The sequence below is a fragment of the Acinetobacter sp. 243_ASPC genome (assembly GCF_001054715.1).
Classification (GTDB): Bacteria; Pseudomonadota; Gammaproteobacteria; order Pseudomonadales; family Moraxellaceae; genus Acinetobacter; species Acinetobacter soli.
Map to the genome: position 1 here is coordinate 38,283 of NZ_JVOR01000074.1, position 18,165 is coordinate 56,447.

General features: G+C 44.7%; 18 protein-coding genes. 9 read left to right on the forward strand and 9 right to left on the reverse strand.

Annotated elements, in window-relative coordinates:
• The first annotated feature begins 54 nt into the window (after positions 1-54).
• The 4 genes from ADA42_RS07575 to yccS all read left to right on the forward strand — a co-directional run bounded on the left by ADA42_RS07575 (position 55) and on the right by yccS (position 5,135).
• Positions 55-699, forward strand: a complete 645-nt coding sequence (locus ADA42_RS07575) for a ParA family protein (RefSeq protein WP_048764450.1) — start codon at positions 55-57, stop codon at positions 697-699.
• A 126-nt stretch (positions 700-825) separates the two neighbouring features.
• Complete coding sequence (locus ADA42_RS07580) at positions 826-1,935, forward strand: AI-2E family transporter (protein ID WP_004934373.1); 1,110 nt, start codon at positions 826-828, stop codon at positions 1,933-1,935.
• 253 nt (positions 1,936-2,188) lie between these two features.
• Positions 2,189-2,800: an NAD(P)-dependent oxidoreductase gene (locus tag ADA42_RS07585; protein WP_004934372.1), complete on the forward strand. Its 612-nt coding sequence runs from the start codon at positions 2,189-2,191 to the stop codon at positions 2,798-2,800.
• 184 nt (positions 2,801-2,984) lie between these two features.
• On the forward strand, positions 2,985-5,135 hold the full coding sequence (gene yccS, locus ADA42_RS07590) for a YccS family putative transporter (protein ID WP_048764451.1): 2,151 nt from the start codon (positions 2,985-2,987) through the stop codon (positions 5,133-5,135).
• Positions 5,136-5,143: 8 nt separating this feature from the next.
• On the opposite strand, the gene ADA42_RS07595 is transcribed toward yccS, so the two are convergent.
• On the reverse strand, positions 5,144-6,373 hold the full coding sequence (locus ADA42_RS07595; protein WP_048764453.1) for an MFS transporter: 1,230 nt from the start codon (positions 6,371-6,373) through the stop codon (positions 5,144-5,146).
• 504 nt (positions 6,374-6,877) lie between these two features.
• Between ADA42_RS07595 and ADA42_RS07600 the strand changes: the two genes are divergently transcribed.
• Both ADA42_RS07600 and ADA42_RS07605 read left to right on the forward strand, forming a co-directional pair.
• Positions 6,878-7,504, forward strand: a complete 627-nt coding sequence (locus ADA42_RS07600; RefSeq protein WP_048764455.1) for an NAD(P)H-dependent oxidoreductase — start codon at positions 6,878-6,880, stop codon at positions 7,502-7,504.
• Positions 7,501-7,803, forward strand: coding sequence for a putative quinol monooxygenase (locus ADA42_RS07605; RefSeq protein ID WP_048764456.1), 303 nt, complete (start codon positions 7,501-7,503; stop codon positions 7,801-7,803). Before ADA42_RS07600 ends, ADA42_RS07605 begins: the two co-directional genes overlap by 4 nt.
• Before the next feature lie 41 nt (positions 7,804-7,844).
• On the opposite strand, the gene ADA42_RS07610 is transcribed toward ADA42_RS07605, so the two are convergent.
• The 6 genes from ADA42_RS07610 to ADA42_RS07635 form a co-directional block, all read right to left on the reverse strand.
• A complete protein-coding gene (locus ADA42_RS07610; RefSeq protein ID WP_048764459.1) occupies positions 7,845-9,392 on the reverse strand; it encodes an anti-phage dCTP deaminase in 1,548 nt (515 codons plus the stop codon).
• Between the two features lie 120 nt (positions 9,393-9,512).
• Positions 9,513-10,187: a DUF799 domain-containing protein gene (locus ADA42_RS07615; protein WP_048764460.1), complete on the reverse strand. Its 675-nt coding sequence runs from the start codon at positions 10,185-10,187 to the stop codon at positions 9,513-9,515.
• Positions 10,184-10,549, reverse strand: a complete 366-nt coding sequence (locus tag ADA42_RS07620) for a DUF4810 domain-containing protein (RefSeq protein WP_048764462.1) — start codon at positions 10,547-10,549, stop codon at positions 10,184-10,186. Before ADA42_RS07620 ends, ADA42_RS07615 begins: the two co-directional genes overlap by 4 nt.
• A gap of 17 nt (positions 10,550-10,566) precedes the next feature.
• Positions 10,567-11,241: a CsgG/HfaB family protein gene (locus tag ADA42_RS07625; protein WP_004934354.1), complete on the reverse strand. Its 675-nt coding sequence runs from the start codon at positions 11,239-11,241 to the stop codon at positions 10,567-10,569.
• 169 nt (positions 11,242-11,410) lie between these two features.
• A complete protein-coding gene (locus ADA42_RS07630) occupies positions 11,411-11,785 on the reverse strand; it encodes a hypothetical protein (protein WP_004945055.1) in 375 nt (124 codons plus the stop codon).
• A 102-nt stretch (positions 11,786-11,887) separates the two neighbouring features.
• Positions 11,888-13,297 carry an FAD-binding oxidoreductase gene (locus ADA42_RS07635; RefSeq protein WP_004945052.1) on the reverse strand — a complete coding sequence of 470 codons (1,410 nt, stop codon included), beginning with the start codon at positions 13,295-13,297 and terminating at the stop codon, positions 11,888-11,890.
• A 358-nt stretch (positions 13,298-13,655) separates the two neighbouring features.
• On the opposite strand from ADA42_RS07635, the gene serA reads away from it, so the two are divergent.
• From serA to ADA42_RS07650, 3 genes are all read left to right on the forward strand, one after another.
• Positions 13,656-14,888 carry a phosphoglycerate dehydrogenase gene (serA, locus tag ADA42_RS07640; RefSeq protein WP_004934348.1) on the forward strand — a complete coding sequence of 411 codons (1,233 nt, stop codon included), beginning with the start codon at positions 13,656-13,658 and terminating at the stop codon, positions 14,886-14,888.
• A 90-nt stretch (positions 14,889-14,978) separates the two neighbouring features.
• The gene (locus ADA42_RS07645; RefSeq protein WP_048764464.1) at positions 14,979-15,854 is read left to right on the forward strand and encodes an EamA family transporter; all 876 of its coding nucleotides are present in this window, start codon (positions 14,979-14,981) and stop codon (positions 15,852-15,854) included.
• Positions 15,855-15,876: 22 nt separating this feature from the next.
• On the forward strand, positions 15,877-16,743 hold the full coding sequence (locus tag ADA42_RS07650) for an EamA family transporter (protein WP_004934342.1): 867 nt from the start codon (positions 15,877-15,879) through the stop codon (positions 16,741-16,743).
• A 39-nt stretch (positions 16,744-16,782) separates the two neighbouring features.
• On the opposite strand, the gene ADA42_RS07655 is transcribed toward ADA42_RS07650, so the two are convergent.
• Together ADA42_RS07655 and ADA42_RS07660 are read right to left on the reverse strand one after the other, a co-directional pair.
• The gene (locus tag ADA42_RS07655) at positions 16,783-17,232 is read right to left on the reverse strand and encodes a hemerythrin domain-containing protein (RefSeq protein WP_004934341.1); all 450 of its coding nucleotides are present in this window, start codon (positions 17,230-17,232) and stop codon (positions 16,783-16,785) included.
• Positions 17,233-17,387: 155 nt separating this feature from the next.
• On the reverse strand, positions 17,388-18,158 hold the full coding sequence (locus ADA42_RS07660; protein ID WP_025095713.1) for a sulfite exporter TauE/SafE family protein: 771 nt from the start codon (positions 18,156-18,158) through the stop codon (positions 17,388-17,390).
• Between the last annotated feature and the right edge of the window lie 7 nt (positions 18,159-18,165).

Below are 18,165 nucleotides of genomic sequence, written 5' to 3' on the forward strand. Positions count from 1 at the left end.
ATTCCCGAAAAAAGATGCTAATCTAAATCAGAAATTTAAGCATTTATATCTGGCATGAAAACGATACTTATAGCAAATCAAAAAGGCGGCTGTGGCAAAACCATAACAGCAATCACACTTGCCTCTGCACTGGCACAAAAAGGTTATCGCGTTGCACTGGCCGATGCCGACAATCAGAAATCGGCACGGCAATGGTTAAAACAACGGCCAAGTCATGTTGCAGGCATTCAAAGTCTGGACTGGCGTCATGAAAAATCGATTGGTGAAGTGCCCAAAGGAATCGAGTATTTAATTATTGATGCACCGGGCGCGCTTTCAGATGATCAGGCACTGCATCTGATCAGTGAATCACATGCCATCGTCACTCCGCTACAACCCTCTTTTTTTGATATTGATAGCACCAAGCGCTTTTTAAAAGATATCCACGATATCAAGCGGATTCGTAAGGGCAAGGTCGAAATTTTATTGCTGGCCAATCGCATGAAAGCCAACAGCTCAAGCAGTAAAGATATTCAACAGTTTTTTGACAAGATTGAACAAGCGCCGATTGCATCGATCAATGAACGCAGTGCCTACGGTCAGCTCGCCATGCAGGGTCTAAGTATTTTTGATAAAACTCAGAAGAATTTTATTGAGTTGCAAAAACAGTGGCAACCGCTTCTAGATGCACTGATTGAAGATAAGAGCAAATGGTTCTAAAACAATGTTCTTAACAGATAAAACAGTTTTATTTTTGGCTACGTAATAAAACCAACTGTTTATTTGCCAGTCAGTTATTTTCAGTTAATATGATTTGGCCTCGCCCATCATGATTTAGAGAGTTCTGTGCAACAATACGCGCCAACCCTGCAACGTGCTTTATTATTCGGTTTGTTGATTATCCTGCTACTTTTGGGTTTTCACATTCTGAAATATTTTATTGTTCCTGTGGTATGGGCAGCGATTATTGCGTATATGACGTGGCCGCTATACAAACGGATTCAGCGTTTTTTTGGTGAACATCGCCCGAATCTGACCGCCACCATCATGATCAGCATTATCATTTTAGTGATTGGAGTTCCGCTTACCTTTGCGGTGTTTATTTTACAGCATGAAGGGCGCAATCTGTTTATTGAGTTACAGCAGCAAATTTTTTCTGGGCATCTGGACGCACCAAATTTTGTCCGTGACCTACCGATTGTAGGTAAGGAAATTGTACGTATTCTCAATGAAATCAACACCAATCCGAGCAATATTACCCAAAACGTGACCCTTTGGCTGCAAAGCCATATGGGCTATGGGCGCTTTGTATTAAGTGAAATCAGTAAAAATCTGGTCAAACTGTGCTTTGCTTTGCTGTCGTTGTACTTCTTTTACCGTGATGGTCAAACGATTTTATCGCAAGTGAGTAAAGCCCTCGAAATGGTGATTGGCCCTCGAATTCATCATTATTTAGATACGATTTCTGAAACCACACGTGCGGTGGTGTATGGGGTGGGTTTGACTGCTGTGGCACAGGCTATTTTGGCCGGGCTGAGCTACTTTGTCGCGGGCGTCCCTAACCCGATGGTACTGACCCTAGTCACTTTCTTGCTGGCGTTAATTCCATTCGGTACACCGCTGGCTTATAGCGCGGTGGCCTTATGGCTATTTTCTCAAGGCCAGATGGTCGGTGCGATTGGGGTAATGCTTTGGGGAGTTTGTATTGTCAGCACCTCCGACAATGTAATTCGTCCACTGGTCATTTCTGGCGCGACGCAAATTCCTTTTTTGCTGATTATGTTTGGTGTATTGGGTGGAATTGCCAGCTTTGGACTGGTCGGCCTCTTTATTGGCCCGGTCATTTTGGCAGTTCTTTTGGCGATCTGGCGCGAATGGCTGCATGAAAATATCGAACCGGAACCAATGCCTAAAACCACAATGATTTACGACAATCTGGACGACCCAAAACTCTAACGCCTCCTTATGTTCGTGTGGATAACAATCAAGTTATCCACATGATGGGGTACAAAAACCATTTACATTGCTCATTAAACTCCCGTATATCTGTGAAAAAACTGCTACACAAGCGTCTATTTGGTCATCAAAGCACTACCTTGATTTACATCTGACGGACATAAACTGAACGCGATTTACAAAACGAACTGTCATAGTTTTGAATCAGTCACTTTTATTTTTGTGCATTTTATAAACGTCAGAGGAATAAAATATGAAAATTGCATTAATTGGTGCAACAGGTATGGCGGGTTCTCGAATTTTAGAAGAGTTGGTGTCACGCGGTCACTATGTTAAGGCAATTGCTCGAGATATTCATAAAGTTGCAGAAACAGAACGCGTTATGGCGGTTGCATTAGATTTAAATGATCACGATGCTTTGGTCGATGCGTTGAAAGGCCAAGATGCAGTGATCAGTTCAGTGCGTTTTCATGGCCTCGATGCTAATGCATTGCTCAAAGCCATTTACGAATCGAAAGTGAAACGTTATATCGTGGTGGGCGGCGCAGGTAGCTTACATGTTCCGCATCAGAATGTTCGATTAATCGATACAGAAGAATTCCCAGAGGCGTATCGTCCCGAAGCTGAGGCAGCAGGACATTTTCTGGATAAATTAAAACAGATTGACGATCTGGACTGGACCTATATTTCGCCATCTGCCGAATTCGGCCCGGGTAAACGTACCGGCGAGTTCCGTTTGGGTAAAGATGAACTGCTGGTTGCCGATGATGTCAGTAAAATTTCAACCGAGGACTTTGCCGTTGCATTGGCCGATGAACTTGAACAGCGCAACCATGTTCAGGAACGCTTTACCGTAGGTTATTAATTTCAGTTTCTGATTTTCAGTCGCTGTTGATGACTGCATTCTTGTTCGCAGTTTGAAAGAGGAGCCTTCAAATGGCTCCTTTTTTACATGAGCGTGCTAGTAGCGATGATACGGTAAACGGATTGACAGCCTGTGTAAAAAAGCCCAATCTACAAACATAAAAAACTTAACAACTATAACATTTATGCGCAGTCGCTTTGAATTTTTGTCGTCTTATCAAATTAATGCAACGCTGGTGTATTGCGTCCAGATTTTTATTGTTTTGCTCGGGACCACCTTGGGGCTTCGAAGCTTAGGTCTACATGAACTGATCATTCCAGTGACGCTGGGTGCAATTGCAACCGCCCTCACCGATTTTGATGACCGCTTGACTATTCGTTTACGCAATTTAATGTATGTGTCGGTACTATTTTTTGTGGTCAGTACCATACTTGAATTACTGGCGCCCTATCCCGCTTTTTTTATTGTGTACCTGTCGTTATCGAGTGGCTTTTTAATTTTGCTGGGTTCACTTGGTCAACGTTATGCGATCATTTCATTTGGTACTGTGCTGCTGTCTGTTTATACCCTTTTTGGATTAGGAGAATACACACACTGGTATCAGCAACCTCTGTATTTTGTTTATGGTGTGCTTTGGTACGGCCTGACCTCTGTACTGTTTTTTATGATCAAGCCTACACTTGCCGTGCAAGACAATCTGGCTCAGATTTTTCAAAATTTATCGCAAGTACTCACCTTAAAGTCACGCTTATTTGATCCCGATAATCTCGACAATGTTGAGCAGTTGCTGTTTGAACTTTCACTCGAAAACAGCAAAACCGTGCAAAGTCTGAACAGTGCCAAAAGTTCATTACTCAGCCGTTTAAAGGCATCGCGGGTCAATAAAAACAGTATGCAATGGTTACATTTATACTTTGTCGCACAAGACATCCATGAACAGGTCAGCGCCAACTATTTGCATTATGAGCAAATTCAGCGCAATTTTAGCCGCAGCGATCTGATTTTTCGGATTCAAAAAAATATTCGCCTGCAAGCACAGGCCTGCGAACAATTAAGCCAATGCATTCTGAGTCGCCAACCCTATCAGCCTAGACCTGAAATCAAGCAGTCATTGATGCAACTAGAGCTGTCGATGCAAGACTGGATTGCCGAAAACCCGCACAACATCGAGGTGAAAAATCTCAAATTAATTTTAAAGAATTTACATAATCTGGATGATCAACTGAGTAACCTCGATGATCTTCAAGCCACCTATCCACAGCGGATGCAACATCATATCGATAACCTGAACTTACTGGATGACGATATTCATGGCATACGGGATTTATGGCTTAAGTTTCGCCAGCATCTGACGCCTCAATCGGCCTTATTTCGTCATGCCACGCGTATCGCCTTTGTGTTTGCTGCCGGTTCGCTCATCTCGCTGCTGCCTTTTGCGCAAAATGGCTACTGGATTTTACTGACCGGACTGTTTGTCTGTCAGGTGACTTATTTTGCGACCAAAAGTCGCTTAAGATTACGTACGCTTGGCACCCTGCTCGGCGTTATATTTGGTTTGCCCATCCTGTATTTTGTTCCCAGCGTTGATGGGCAACTCATGATCACCGTGATCTGTGGGGTGTTTTTCTTTTATCTTAGACAAAAAAAGTACGCGCTGGCCACCAGTATGGCCACGCTTATGGTGTTGCTTATTTTTAATTTAAAAGGTGCAGGCTACGCGATTATTTTACCGCGTGTGATCGATACCTTACTCGGTTGTGCCGTGGCTTGGTTTGCGGTCAGTTTCATCTGGCCTGACTGGAATTTTCGCAATATTTCCAACAATATTCGTAACAGTAGCCAAGCCTGTGTGGCGTATTTTTCTTCTGTGATTGAGCAATATCAAACGGGCCGCAATAATAGCATGGCGTACCGGATTGCTCGGCGCTTGGCACACAACAGCCAAATTGAACTCTCGACCATGATTTCGAGTCTTAGTGCAGAGCCACACCCGAACCCCGAATTAATTCATTCGGCTTTTCGCTACTTGGTTTATAGCCACAGTCAGTTAAGTTACATTTCGGCTTTAGGGAGTCATCGGGAAAAGATGGAGGATCCAGAGATTTTGACACTCATGCAAAAATGTCAGCAGATGCTGCATGCCGTTTTACAGCAGCACCAGCCATTACCTCACGATCAAATCGAGCAACAATTGCGTGAAATTGAGCGTTTGGCACAAAGCAACTCAGGCGCCGATAACCTGATGCTGGTGCTCAAACAGATCAGTTTGATTTTGGAAACCCTTCCCGAGCTGATCAACTTACGTACGCAACTGTTGCAGCAAGAGATTCGTTAAAGCTTAAGTTAGAATTGATCATTGGCTTTGCGGATACGCATTTGTTGCAGCAGTACCTTACGCGGAAAGCCAAACCATAATGTAATTAGAAACACCGAAGATAAACTAAATGCCATGATATGAAACTCGACATAAAGCGCGCGCACCAGTTCAATAATCAGGAAAAAACTAAACATCAATAACATGGATACCGCTGCGGCTACTGTGCCTTTGGCCACAGGTGAAGACATCAATGCAAAACGGTAAATCACCGAAAAGCTGAGACCTTCACCAAAACTGATCAAAGTCATTCCGAGTAATAAACATGGTATGAGATATTGCTGCCAGATCGCTCCAACCATGAGCACCAAAGTACCCAATAGCATGATCGGCAGTCCGATTAAAATGGTGCGACCTAAAGTCAACCTATCGATGATTTTAATTAAAACAATATTGCCCGCAATCAGCCCCAGAAAAATCGGAAACTGAGCCAAACCATACTGCACACTGCTCAGTTTTAGCTCATCCACCAGCATCACCGGGGATAACGCAATCCAGAGCATCAATGGCATCGCCACCAGTGGGAGTGCCAGCGTGAGGCCTAAAAAGGTGCTATCGCTGTAAATGCGTTTAAAATCATCGAATAAATATATAAATGGCTGACGCGTTACACTTTGCTGCTGGCTCGGCATTTTGGCTTTCAGCCCAAACCAGCTTAAAAAAGCCAAGGCAGCAATGGCGACAAATCCCCAGTGCCAAGAAACATAATCAATTAAAAAAGCGCCCAGTACCGGGCCAAGCAATGGTGCTAATAACGAGATATTGGCCATCAGTGCCATCACCTTAATGGCATCCCGCTCTTCGAAATTTTCCTGAACAGCCGCATAACCCACAGCAGAAATTACAGTTAAACCAATGCCTTGTAAAAAGCGTAATGCCAAAAACTGGGCCATATTGTGTGTGAGTAAAATCAGCAAACAACACACTGCAAAGAACAAGACGCCAGCCAGCAAAACACGCTTACGCCCCAAACGATCCGACAATGGCCCCAGCAGCCAAGCCACGCAGGCACCGCCAAGAACATAAAACGACATCGACGACGGCGCCCATGTGGCACTAACACCAAAGTCTTGCGTAATGGCCAACATCGCTGGCTGAATCAGATCGTTGCCGATATAGACCGCAAACTCAAACAGCACCAAGGCCAGCGGAAACATCAACGTTGCACGATTTAGGGAAGTAGTGTGTTTCTTTTGCATGATGCTCAACGTATCTCACATGCTCATTATCGAGCATCGGTATTTTTGAAAAAATAAAGCCCCTGATGACGAGCACCAACTATTAAAAAATTGATATGAATCAAGAGCTGAACTGCTCAATAAAATTCACCCTGCATACAAGGTGAGAATAAAGCCAAGATCATTATGCTGCGTGTGCGTTTTAAAGCACGATTTGCATAATGCCTGATCTGTATTTCAATGTGATGATTTTAGCATTTTTGACTTAAATCGTCGATGCGAGAATTGTTGACGGTCTGCTAAGGCCACTTAAAAACAGCTGATTTGTTTTAGCTTGAAATCACGCAATTACAGGCTAAATGTTCTTTTAATCCGATTGAAATTGAAGTGTAAAAATTTCAGTTCGACTGTGTAAATAGATGTTTTCATGATTTTTAATCAATAATCTTTTTCTCATTCCAGCATTTTTCAGCAACATTATGCGCTTTATACTGCCTTCAATTTTTACAATTTCTATCCAATCCTATGAGCAAAATTTTACTGATTAATGGTGCAAAAACCTTTGCACATTCCAAAGGTGAACTGAATGACACCCTGACCGAATTCGCCACAGACGTATTGAGTGAACTGGGGCATCAGGTACAGGTTACGCGTGCAGACAGTAAATACAATGCAGATACAGAGGTTGAAAAATATCTCTGGGCGGATGTGGTGATTTATCAAATGCCCGGTTGGTGGATGGGTGCACCGTGGACAGTTAAAAAGTATATCGATGATGTCTTTACCGCAGGCCATGGCAGTTTGTATGCCAGCGATGGCCGTAGCCGCTCAGATCGTACGAAGACTTACGGATCAGGTGGCCTGATTCAAGGCAAACAGTATATGTTGTCCTTAACGTGGAATGCCCCACTCGATGCATTTGAAGATCCAGATCAGTTCTTTCATGGTGTAGGGGTCGATGGTGTGTATCTCCCTTTTCATAAAGCCAACCAGTTTTTAGGTATGACGGCACTACCAACCTTTATTGCCAACGACGTGATTAAGCAGCCAGAAATCGAGGCCTATAAAACGGCGTATCGTCGACACCTTGAAACCGTGTTTGCATCGACTGCTCTATCATTTGAGCAGCACGATCAGGAGCAGCATGCATGATTACCGTGATTGCCGAAATCAAAACCCACGCAGGTGCCGAGCATCGTGAAGCCGTGCTGGCTGCTCTACACAGTATTCGCACTGAAGTGCTTGCAGAAGATGGCTGCCATGGTTACCAGCCGATGATTGATCATGCGTCTGAGGTCAGTTTTCAACGTCACGATGCACAGTCAATCGTCATGCTTGAACATTGGGAAAGCGTTGCACATTTACAGACTGCACACATGCAAGCTTATCAAGCGCGTGTAAAAGCACACGTGATCGAGGTTGATATTCGTATTCTGGATCATGCGTGCTAAGGCTTTAGGCCGATGTAACAGGCCCTGCATTGGGCCTTGTTTTAATTTTGGTCTTTGAGCAACTGCTCAATCTGCTGTTCTAGCTCGTGGTACGATTGACCATACATCGGCAAGCGTGGCTGCGCCGTTTTGCCATCCCACTGCAACACATACCCATCTTTGGATTTACGTTTGAGTTTACGTCCAATCCCCAGCGACACCGAAAACAGATTGACAAAGCTACGCGCACCAACGCCCACAAATGGCTCAAAGATTAACTTTGGCTGATCGGCCGCTTCTCGACCCTCCCATTTTTGCATGATGGAGTCTTCATGCATCATCAGGGCTTTACTTTTAGGGTATGGCTCAACAAAAACGACCTTTTCAATACCGGCAGAAATAATATGTTTGGCACAGTTATGACACGGAAAAGTCGTTACAAACAATGTCGCCCCTTGCGTTGAAATGTTGCTTCGACTACAGCTGAGCAAGGCATCCATTTCAGCATGGACCACCCGCCCATATTCGGTAATTTTTTTGATTTTACTTTCTTTTAAGATTTGCTGAATTTGAAGTTTTAATGGCGCTGTTCGTTCTTGCTCTACCGATTGATCAATCACCTCAGCCAGTTGCTGAAACAGGTCATCGATAATTTTATTTTTTTCAATGGTATTGGCATCGAAACCACGCATAAAATCACGGCCCGATTCGAGATCGCGTACCTCGCCTGTCTCATCATCTAGATACGGCCAGTACGTACCGCCTTGAAATTTCGGTACATCATTCGATCCCACTGCCAAAATCGTATTGTTACGCGCAATAACTGCCCCAACCTGTCGCGACAGATCGGCTGAACGTACACTGGCCGTAAACGACATATAGGTCGCAAACTCGTTAAAGGTTGGCGTGATGTACGGGTCTGCAAACAGAATTCTTAAAAAGCGCAAACATGATGCCCGTAGCTCCAGCTCAGGTTGACGTGATTGTTCAGGATTATACTTATCGAGCTTTAAAAAATAATCGGCCAAGTGAAACGCTTCACTGGTGTGCTGACCATAAGCATTGGCTTCGCCTTCGTCGCGCTCAATCAAGATGCGGGCGCTTTCCGGGCTAATGCCATAATGTTGAATCAATGAACTGTGACGCGCCGTTTTTGATTCATATAACGACAGCTGAAAAAAACCATTGGTGTAGATTTGTCTGAGCGCCTGAATTTCGGCTTCATGCTTTAACGAATCGATGATATAGGCTACACGGCGCTGGCTTGCATCTTGGTCTGGATGTTGTGCCTGCCATGCTTGACGGTGCTTGGCAATCAGACGTGCAATCTGAAGGGCCAAAAAGTCGGTATCGTGGTCATGGCGTAGCTGATTGCCGACATCCATATAACGATAAATCCGTTCAAATGCATTCAGTGGATGTGCTGGCTCGTCGACATGCTGCGCCAGAATATCTTTGGATACCGTAATAATCTCGACGTCGTAAGCAAATTCGGTTTCTAGCAGATCGGTGAGTGTAGCGGTCAGGATGTTCAGGCTACTTCCCACCGCCCCGACTAACCCGATAATCAGTTCATTGCTTACTTTTTGTATTTGCTCTAGCAACCGCATTCTCCAGCAAACAGATTGACAGACTTGATTAGTGTAACGTGTTTAGATCAAAAAAGATCGCATGCGGCACATTGGTCCGCTGCGATCTGAATGAAATCATACTTGGTAATCAACAAGCGGTTATTTCGCGCTCGTCTGATGCTGAAACTGCGGTGAACGTGGGCCATAAAGTAGCCCTATTCCCGGATTTGCAGGCGTTGGTGTAAGCATTTGATAATTGACTGCGCTGGCAATTGGGTAAGCACGGTCATTTAAGTTACTGGCAATCTGTTCGACCAATGCACCGACCAGAGCACCAATCAAACCGCCATTGCCGTTATTGCTCGACTGCGCAATTCGCTTGCTGCCACTCCAGAGCACATCTCCGGTTTTCAGATCGATCAATTTGGCATCGGCGGCCACTGTGGTCACACTCTGTAGCACCTGATAGCTCGATCCGTATTCCTTCACACGGATATACAACCCGGCATCGGCCCCAAAAATCTCCTGCAACTTCTGCGGAGCAATCGATTGTGCATCGCTGCCATTGGTGACCCCGTTTTCTTTAAACATGCTGTCGACAACAGCCAGCGGGAATACATAGTAACCCGCTTCTGCAACCGGCACGGTTACACTCGACCAATAGCTGTAGGTCGCTTTGACATCGGGTGAATCATTAACCGGTGGCAAAACCAGAATAGATTTAGGCATATGCTGCTGATAGGCCGTGGTGTCTTTTTGCAATGCAGTCGAACTGGCACATCCTGTCATCAGTGCGGTTGTGGCAAGGCCAAACAACATTAAAAGTGATTTCATGAGCGTACCTGTCCACTTGCCGTAAGTTTTTTCGAAAGACGATCCATCAAAATGCTCGATTCAGGATACACCTGCTTCTCAAGCTGAAAATACTCGCCTGCTTTTTGGCTGTTGCCTTGCTGGAGGTACATCAGCCCAAGATGTGCGTATAGTCCTGGCGGAACAGCCAGACCTTTGCCCTTCGCTTTTTCAATATCGGCTTCAAGCTTGATAATTTGCGCGGCCGGCGTGGCTTTTTGCGGCGCACTGTACATCAGGTACGACTGCTCAGGATAACTTCCCCAGCTATACAACGATTTGGGTGCAGAAACACAGCCTGTAAAGAGCACACTTAAGCTGCTCAATAGAATTAGTTTTTTCATTTGCGGTGGCTCGGCTATTACTGCATCGACCAACGATTCGACTGGATATCAGTCACTAAATGATTAACAGCTTCGCGTACAGCCAAATCCAGAACCTTGCCATTTAAGGTTGAGTCATATGAAGCGGTAGAGCCAAAGCCCAACACCTCACGGGCACTCAGCGCATATTCACCAGCGCCTTGCACCGAATGCACCACTTCAGAGGTGCGTACATCCACCACATTTAAATTAACTTTGGCATAGGCAATCTGCTCTTTACCACGGCCCAAAATACCAAATAACTGCTGATCGCCAACTTCCTTGCGCCCAAATTCAGAGACATCACCAGTAATCACATAACGCGCGCCCTTGATGGCTTGTGTGCCGTTACTAAAGCCTGCTTCTTGTTTGAGTTCAGACAAATTATCGCGATTTAAAACCGAGAAATAGCCCGATTGCTGCAAATGCGTTTCCAAAATGGTTTTGGCTTGTCCGCCTAAACGATCGACGTTGTCTGAAAAAATCCCGCGCATGTAGCTTGAGCGATTATCAAATTTACCAATCGAAACTGGTGTTTTTACCCCTGCGTATCGTACTTGAGCTGTTGCAGCAGTAACCTGCGGGCTCTGAATTGTTTTAGATGTTTCTGTTGTTGAACATGCGCTAATAAGAGCAGATGCTGCCAGCACACTGAGAATCAATACATTTTTCATTGTTTAATTAAAGATATGGTTTTAAAGAGAACGCATAGTATAAAAAAATTTAACGCGGCTTAATATCTTTAGATTGGACTTATTTTAGTGCGTGATCGGTTGAGTAAATACATGCGGGTATAGCGCCATCCATCGAGCACAGATGAATCTAGACCCGCATACAATAGAATTAATTACACTTTGCCGTTTGAAAACCACGATGTGATTTAGCGCGTGCGCACTGGTAACTCAGTTGTTTATTTTGCAATTGCCATGCATTGTCGAGGCGCTTAAACATATATTCGGTACGCATCGCACGGACTGAATCGTCTAGCAAGCCGGTTTGAATCACGGTAATACGTGACACAGTCGGCGACTCGGCGCGGTTAAATACCTGCTCTATCGAGGTATTTTGATAATCTTTGGCAATTTCAGGTTGCGCATGGAGTACCTGTTGCATTGGCGTTTGGCCTGCTTTGTCCTTAAACGGCATCAATTTACTGGTGGTAGCACAGCCGGTCATGAGTCCCACACATAAACCTGAAATCGCAGCTAATCGTAACATCGTCATCCAATACATCTTGAAAATAAAAAAGCGTAGCATCAAGATGCTACGCCCTAAAGGATTACAATGTGGTAACTATGTAGTCACACAGCATTATTCTGCTTATAAATCAAAGAGTTTACCCGGATTCATAATGCCTTTTGGATCAAATACTTTTTTCAGTGCTTTCATGTATTCGATTTCTTCAGCAGAACGTGAGTACTCCAGATACGGCTTTTTGGTCATGCCCACACCATGCTCGGCAGAAATCGAGCCATCGTATTTTTTAACCGTATCAAATACGTACTTATTGACCACCTGACACTTTGCAAAAAATTCGTCTTTGCTTAAGTTTTCAGGTTTTAAAATATTCAAATGCAGGTTGCCGTCACCGATGTGACCAAACCAGCAGATCTCAAAGTCCGGATAGTTTTCTTGTACAATGGCATCAATTTCACGAATAAACGCCGGTACATGAGTAATCAACACCGAGATATCGTTTTTATACGGAATAAACGGCGCAATCGATTCTGAAATATCCTCACGCAAACGCCATAGGTTGGCTGCCTGATCCAGTGTCTGGCTCATTACACCATCGTATACCCAGCCTTGTTCCATGCAGTGTTCAAAAATTTCCATCGCCTTGTCCATAATAGGCTCATACGGCGCTTCAAATTCAAGCAACACATAAAATGGGCATTGGGTTTCAAACGGACGCTGAACATGTCCGTGATCGAGCACTTTTTGCATGGCCAATTCGCCAAAGAACTCAAATGCAGTCAGATCAATTTCTTTTTGAAATGCATGTAAGACTGGCATGACCGCATCAAAATCTGGTACGCCCAGTACCATCACCTGTAAGTTGTGCGGTTGACGCTCGAGTTTGATTTCCGCTTCTGTGATCAGGCCTAAGGTGCCTTCACCACCAATAAACAAATGCTGTAAGGCATAGCCCGTCGCATTTTTGATCATGCCTTTATTCAGACGTAAAACATCACCTTTACCGGTGACCACGGTTAAACCGAGCACCCAGTTACGGGTCATGCCGTATTTAATTACTTTAATACCGCCGGCATTGGTGCCAATATTACCGCCAATCTGGCTTGAACCCGCAGAGGCAAAATCGACCGGATAATACATGCCTTGTTCTTCGGCATAGTTTTGCAACTGTTCGGTCACCACACCTGCCTGCACACGCACCATACGGTCTGCAGGATAAAACTCAAGGATCTGGTTCATTTTGTCCATGCTGATGACAATTTCACCGTTGGCTGCCACAGCACCTGCTGAAAGTCCGGTACGTCCGCCAGATGGCGTAATCGCAACATTAAAGCGGTTGGCAAGCTGAACCACAGCTTGAACTTCTTCCGTAGTCGACGGAAATACGATGATGGATGGATTCGGATCAAAATGCTTTGTATAGTCCCGCCCCCAATTTTCAAGGCTATCGGCATCTGTTTTAATGCGGTTTTCACCGACAATTGCCGTTAATTGGGTGAGTAACTCAGGTGTTAAAGCGACTGGAGCGTTCATCGTTTGCAGACCTAGCAAGAAGTAACAGGTGGGAAGAGACCATCGCATCACGGCACAAGCGCAATACGGGCAAGGCCTCTTAAGCATCTCAAGTCTGAGAGCCAAGCAGTCTATTTATTTTACATGTAAGCGCCGAGCGGATAAAGCGTATACGCACGCATAATGCATATTCGCTTTTAAAACTTGTAAGAAAACACGAATAAATCTATAAAACGCACCGCTTCGGGGCATGATGGCGCGACATTTCCCCTGCAAATACACGCTTTCCGATGACAAGTCGGTATATAAGAAATGAACAACTTGCATGACTCTGTGATATGATACCGCGACTAAATTTGGCCTTTGTAGCGGAGCCGTAATGAGCCAACATCTATCACTACCTAAAGACAAAATTCGTTTCTTGTTGTTAGAAGGCGTTCATCAAAACGCCGTCGACACGCTTCATGCAGCGGGTTATACCAATATCGATTATCGTAAAACAGCACTGGATGGCGATGCGTTAAAAGACGCCATTAAAGATGCTCACTTTATTGGTATTCGTTCCCGTACTCAATTAACCGAAGATGTCTTTGCAGCTGCGAACAAGCTCATCGCAGTGGGTTGTTTCTGTATCGGAACCAATCAGGTAGATTTAAAAGCAGCAATGGCACGTGGTATTCCTGTATTTAACGCGCCTTATTCCAATACCCGTTCAGTAGCTGAACTTGTGCTTGCGGAATTAATCCTTCTTTTGCGTCGTGTCCCTGAAAAGTCGGCAGTCTGTCACCGCGGTGGTTGGGACAAATCTGCAGTGGGTTCGTATGAAACACGCGGCAAAACATTAGGTATTGTTGGTTATGGCTCCATCGGTTCTCAGCTTTCAGTATTGGCTGAAAGTCTGGGTATGCACGTGATTTATTACGATGCAGTAACCAAACTTCCAATGGGGAACGCGCGTCAAGTCGGTTCACTCGACGAACTTCTGGCCACTGCGGATGTAGTGACCTTACATGTTCCTGATGTACCGTCTACACGTAACTTCTTCAAGAAAGAACAGTTTGCCAAAATGAAAGAAGGCGCAATCTTCTTAAATGCAGCACGTGGTACGTGTGTGATCATCGAAGATTTAGCCGATGCGCTAAAATCTGGTCACCTTGCGGGTGCAGCTGTTGACGTATTCCCGAAAGAGCCAAAAGCAAACGGTGAAGAATTCGTATCTGCCTTGCGTGGTCTAGACAACGTCATCTTGACACCGCACGTGGGTGGTTCAACCATGGAAGCGCAAGCGAACATCGGACTTGAAGTATCTGAAAAGTTTGTTGCGTATTCAGACAAAGGTATGACGCTTTCTGCGGTGAACTTCCCAGAAATCGCATTGCCACTGACTGAAGGCAAACATCGTTTATTACATATCCATAAAAACGTGCCGGGTGTGTTGTCTAAAATCAATAACCTGTTTGCAGAGCAAAATGTCAATATTTCAGGCCAAAGCCTGATGACCAAGGGTGACATTGGCTATCTCATTATGGATGTCGATGCATCGGCGTCTCAAGAAGCCCTAGACATGCTCAATCAGGTTGAAGGCACAATTCGCGTTCGCGTCTTGTTCTAAGCCTGTATGTTTTGAAAAGCCACAGCACAGCCTGTGGCTTTTTTACGTGTAGATCGATTATGATCGGCAAAAATATACCAAACATTAAAAATGTCTTTATCTGATTCCAAATCTCATCTACACGCACTCTTGGTCCTCTTGATTGCGATGATTAGTGTGCAAAGTAGTGGCTCGTTGGCCAAAATGCTGTTTGCACAGTATCCAGCACTGACCGTTTCTGCAATGCGTTTATGCTTCGGGGCGCTTATTTTATCGGTTATTTTTAAAGCATGGACCATCAACTGGGGGCAAATTCGCTGGCGGGCAATTATCAGTTATGGCATAGCACTGGCCGGAATGAATGCGCTGTTTTATTTGTCACTCCAGCGCCTACCACTAGGTATTGCGGTGGCTTTTGAGTTTATTGGGCCATTAAGCGTGGCCCTGTTTTACGCACGGCAAAGATACGATCTGCTCTGGGTGGGGTGTGCCATTCTGGGCCTGATTTTGCTGTTTCCTTTTGGTCAAGCACAGCATGGCTTAGACAGCTTGGGCATTGTACTGGCACTCGCGGCTGGCGCCTGCTGGGCGTTATATATTATTGCGGGCCAAAAACCTTCAGGTGTTTCGGGAAATCATACTGTATTTTTGGGAATGACGGTTGGCGCACTGATTTTATTGCCCTTTGCCTTGCTCAGCGGAAATATTGGTCAGGTGTTTGAGTTTCCAAATCTTTTTCTATTTATTATTTTGGCCATCTTGGCCAGCGCTTTACCCTTTTCACTGGAAATGCTGGCCTTGAAGCGTTTAACGCCATTAAGCTTTGGAACTTTAATGAGCCTCGAACCTGCAGTTGCCGCATTTTCGGGATTTATTTTTCTGGGTGAAATACTGCTTTGGAATCAGTGGTTGGCCTTGGCGACCATTATCACAGCGTCGGTCGGTTGCACCCTCACCACTCAACGTGCCCGAAAAATGCAGGATTAAATAATTTAAACTGGATCTCTTTATGCCCAATTCAACGCTGATCGCCGTGATTGCAATGCTGCTGTCCATGACCTGTTATCAAATCAGTGCCTCATTTGCCAAACAGCTGATTGCCGTACTCGATCCTTTAAGTGTGACCATTTTGCGTTTATGTTTCGCATCGATTCTGGTGTTTATCATGTTTCGCTCATGGAAAATCTTGCGTAAGCTGCCAGTACTCGCTTGGCGCGATTTACTGTGTTATAGCGCAGCACTGGCCTTAATGAACGTTTTGTTTTATATGTCGCTGGGCAAATTACCGCAAGGTATTGCGGTGGGGCTTGAGTTTATTGGGCCACTGGGTTTGGCCTTGCTGTCGATCCAGCAGCGTAGTGATTCGATCTGGGTTTTATTTGCAATTTTAGGGATTGCCCTGATGGTGCCTTGGCAAGATGCAGCACAGGCCAATTTTTCATTGTTAGGTGCGGTGTTTGCTTTGAGTGCGGGACTGTGCTGGGCATTTTATATTTATTTTGGTCATAAAGTGGTTCGGCAAAATATTGGTATGCACGCCTTAACCATTGCCATTACCCTCTCTGCTGTAGTGCTACTTCCCGTGGGGCTCATACATCAGCCACAACATCTGCTTCAGCCAGCATTTTGGCCTAAAGCACTGTTAATTGCAGTACTGGCGACTGTTATTCCCTATGCTTTAGATCTGTTTGCACTTCAGCGCTTAACCAAGCTCAGCTATGGTACTTTATCGAGCCTGTCACCGGCACTGGCAGCACTGGCTGGACTGATCTTGTTACATGAGCAAATTACCGCATTGCAGTGGCTGGCATTGGGCTGTGTCATTCTGGCCTCGATTGGCGTAACCTTTAAAAAGAAAGTCGATCTTGCTACCTAAATAGTGCAAGATCGCACAGTTACAGACCAAATAGACAGGTTACACAGACGCTGTTTTTTTGTACTTGGCATACTCGTTCAAATATTGCTTGCCCAGTTTCTCTTTTTCAGCATCGTCGAGAATTTTACCGGCCTGCTGAAAAAACTTGTGTTCTTCTTCTTTCAAATGATGATGTACTTTGTCCGCCAGTTTTTTCGCCGTTGCAATCCAGCTTGGACTGCTCATATCGGTTTGTTCTAACTCCTCGACCATTTCATCCATTTCGTGGTGCTCGGCCAGAGCATGGCGTGTAATATCCAGACCGGTATCATTAAACATCAGCGGAATATACAAATAGCGGTCTTCTGCCACCGAGTGTGCATACAGTTCATTTTTCAGTGCATCAAACAGTTGTTGGCGCTCATCGCTATCCCCACTGGTTTGAACCAGTTGTTCAGACAAGTGACGCTGTTGGTCGTGGCTTTCACGTAAGGCTTCAAAAATATTCATGTCATATTTCCTATTCTGGCTATTTATAATTTTGGCTAAACAAGAAAAAAAAGAGCAACCTGCGCATCAAGTTGCTCTTAGAGTGTATGTCGAATTTTGAAACTAAATTGAATACTTCGTGTCAGTGCTGTGTATCAAAAACGTTGTAGCCGAATTTATCCTGTCACAAACATTTGATAACCAATACGGCAAATCAAGACAGATACCAGAATTAAAAAGATAATCCGGACAAAGCCACTGCCATATTTCAAGGCCACACGAACACCGACCACCGAACCAATCACGTTGGCAACAGCCATCATCAGACCAATCTGGAAAATGACATGACCTGTGGGTGCCAAAAAGCTCAGTGCTGCCAGATTGGTCATAAAATTACCAATTTTAGACAAGGCAGAGGCATGTAAAAAATCAACATTTAGAAAACGAATAAAAAAGAAGATGAAGAAACTGCCCGTGCCTGGGCCAAAAATACCGTCATAAAAGCCGATCAGTAAACTGCCAATTGCTGCAAGCACCAGGAGTTTAGGGGTAATCGAGATTTCAGAATGTACCTGCCCAAAATTTTTCTTGAGCAAGGTATACACTGCAATCACGATCAGCATCACAAACACAAATGGTCGTAGAAACGATTGTGGAATCAAGGACAAACAAGCAGCGCCCAGAAACGAACTGATCAATGCACATACGGCAATCACTGCCAGTAATTTCCATTGAAGTTTGACCTTGCGAACAAAGGTATAGGCTGCTGATGCTGTACCAAAAATCGATGATAATTTATTGGTACCAATCACCGTTGCGGGCGACATTTGCGGAAATGTGCTCATGATGGCGGGAATCTGAATCAACCCACCTCCCCCAACAGCCGCATCAATTGCACCTGCACAAAACGCAAAAAAGATTAAGCTGAGTAGAACTTCAATTTCCATCTGAGGT

Excerpts from the sequence above, each read along its gene's own strand:
- ADA42_RS07575 (WP_048764450.1), top strand. The coding sequence starts at position 55 with ATGAAAACGATACTTATAGCAAATCAAAAAGGCGGCTGTGGCAAAACC.
- ADA42_RS07585 (WP_004934372.1), top strand. The coding sequence starts at position 2,189 with ATGAAAATTGCATTAATTGGTGCAACAGGTATGGCGGGTTCTCGAATT.
- yccS (WP_048764451.1), top strand. The coding sequence starts at position 2,985 with ATGCGCAGTCGCTTTGAATTTTTGTCGTCTTATCAAATTAATGCAACG.
- ADA42_RS07595 (WP_048764453.1), bottom strand. The coding sequence starts at position 6,373 with ATGCAAAAGAAACACACTACTTCCCTAAATCGTGCAACGTTGATGTTT.
- ADA42_RS07600 (WP_048764455.1), top strand. The coding sequence starts at position 6,878 with ATGAGCAAAATTTTACTGATTAATGGTGCAAAAACCTTTGCACATTCC.
- ADA42_RS07605 (WP_048764456.1), top strand. The coding sequence starts at position 7,501 with ATGATTACCGTGATTGCCGAAATCAAAACCCACGCAGGTGCCGAGCAT.
- ADA42_RS07610 (WP_048764459.1), bottom strand. The coding sequence starts at position 9,392 with ATGCGGTTGCTAGAGCAAATACAAAAAGTAAGCAATGAACTGATTATC.
- ADA42_RS07615 (WP_048764460.1), bottom strand. The coding sequence starts at position 10,187 with ATGAAATCACTTTTAATGTTGTTTGGCCTTGCCACAACCGCACTGATG.
- ADA42_RS07620 (WP_048764462.1), bottom strand. The coding sequence starts at position 10,549 with ATGAAAAAACTAATTCTATTGAGCAGCTTAAGTGTGCTCTTTACAGGC.
- ADA42_RS07625 (WP_004934354.1), bottom strand. The coding sequence starts at position 11,241 with ATGAAAAATGTATTGATTCTCAGTGTGCTGGCAGCATCTGCTCTTATT.
- ADA42_RS07630 (WP_004945055.1), bottom strand. The coding sequence starts at position 11,785 with ATGTTACGATTAGCTGCGATTTCAGGTTTATGTGTGGGACTCATGACC.
- ADA42_RS07635 (WP_004945052.1), bottom strand. The coding sequence starts at position 13,297 with ATGAACGCTCCAGTCGCTTTAACACCTGAGTTACTCACCCAATTAACG.
- serA (WP_004934348.1), top strand. The coding sequence starts at position 13,656 with ATGAGCCAACATCTATCACTACCTAAAGACAAAATTCGTTTCTTGTTG.
- ADA42_RS07645 (WP_048764464.1), top strand. The coding sequence starts at position 14,979 with ATGTCTTTATCTGATTCCAAATCTCATCTACACGCACTCTTGGTCCTC.
- ADA42_RS07650 (WP_004934342.1), top strand. The coding sequence starts at position 15,877 with ATGCCCAATTCAACGCTGATCGCCGTGATTGCAATGCTGCTGTCCATG.
- ADA42_RS07655 (WP_004934341.1), bottom strand. The coding sequence starts at position 17,232 with ATGAATATTTTTGAAGCCTTACGTGAAAGCCACGACCAACAGCGTCAC.
- ADA42_RS07660 (WP_025095713.1), bottom strand. The coding sequence starts at position 18,158 with ATGGAAATTGAAGTTCTACTCAGCTTAATCTTTTTTGCGTTTTGTGCA.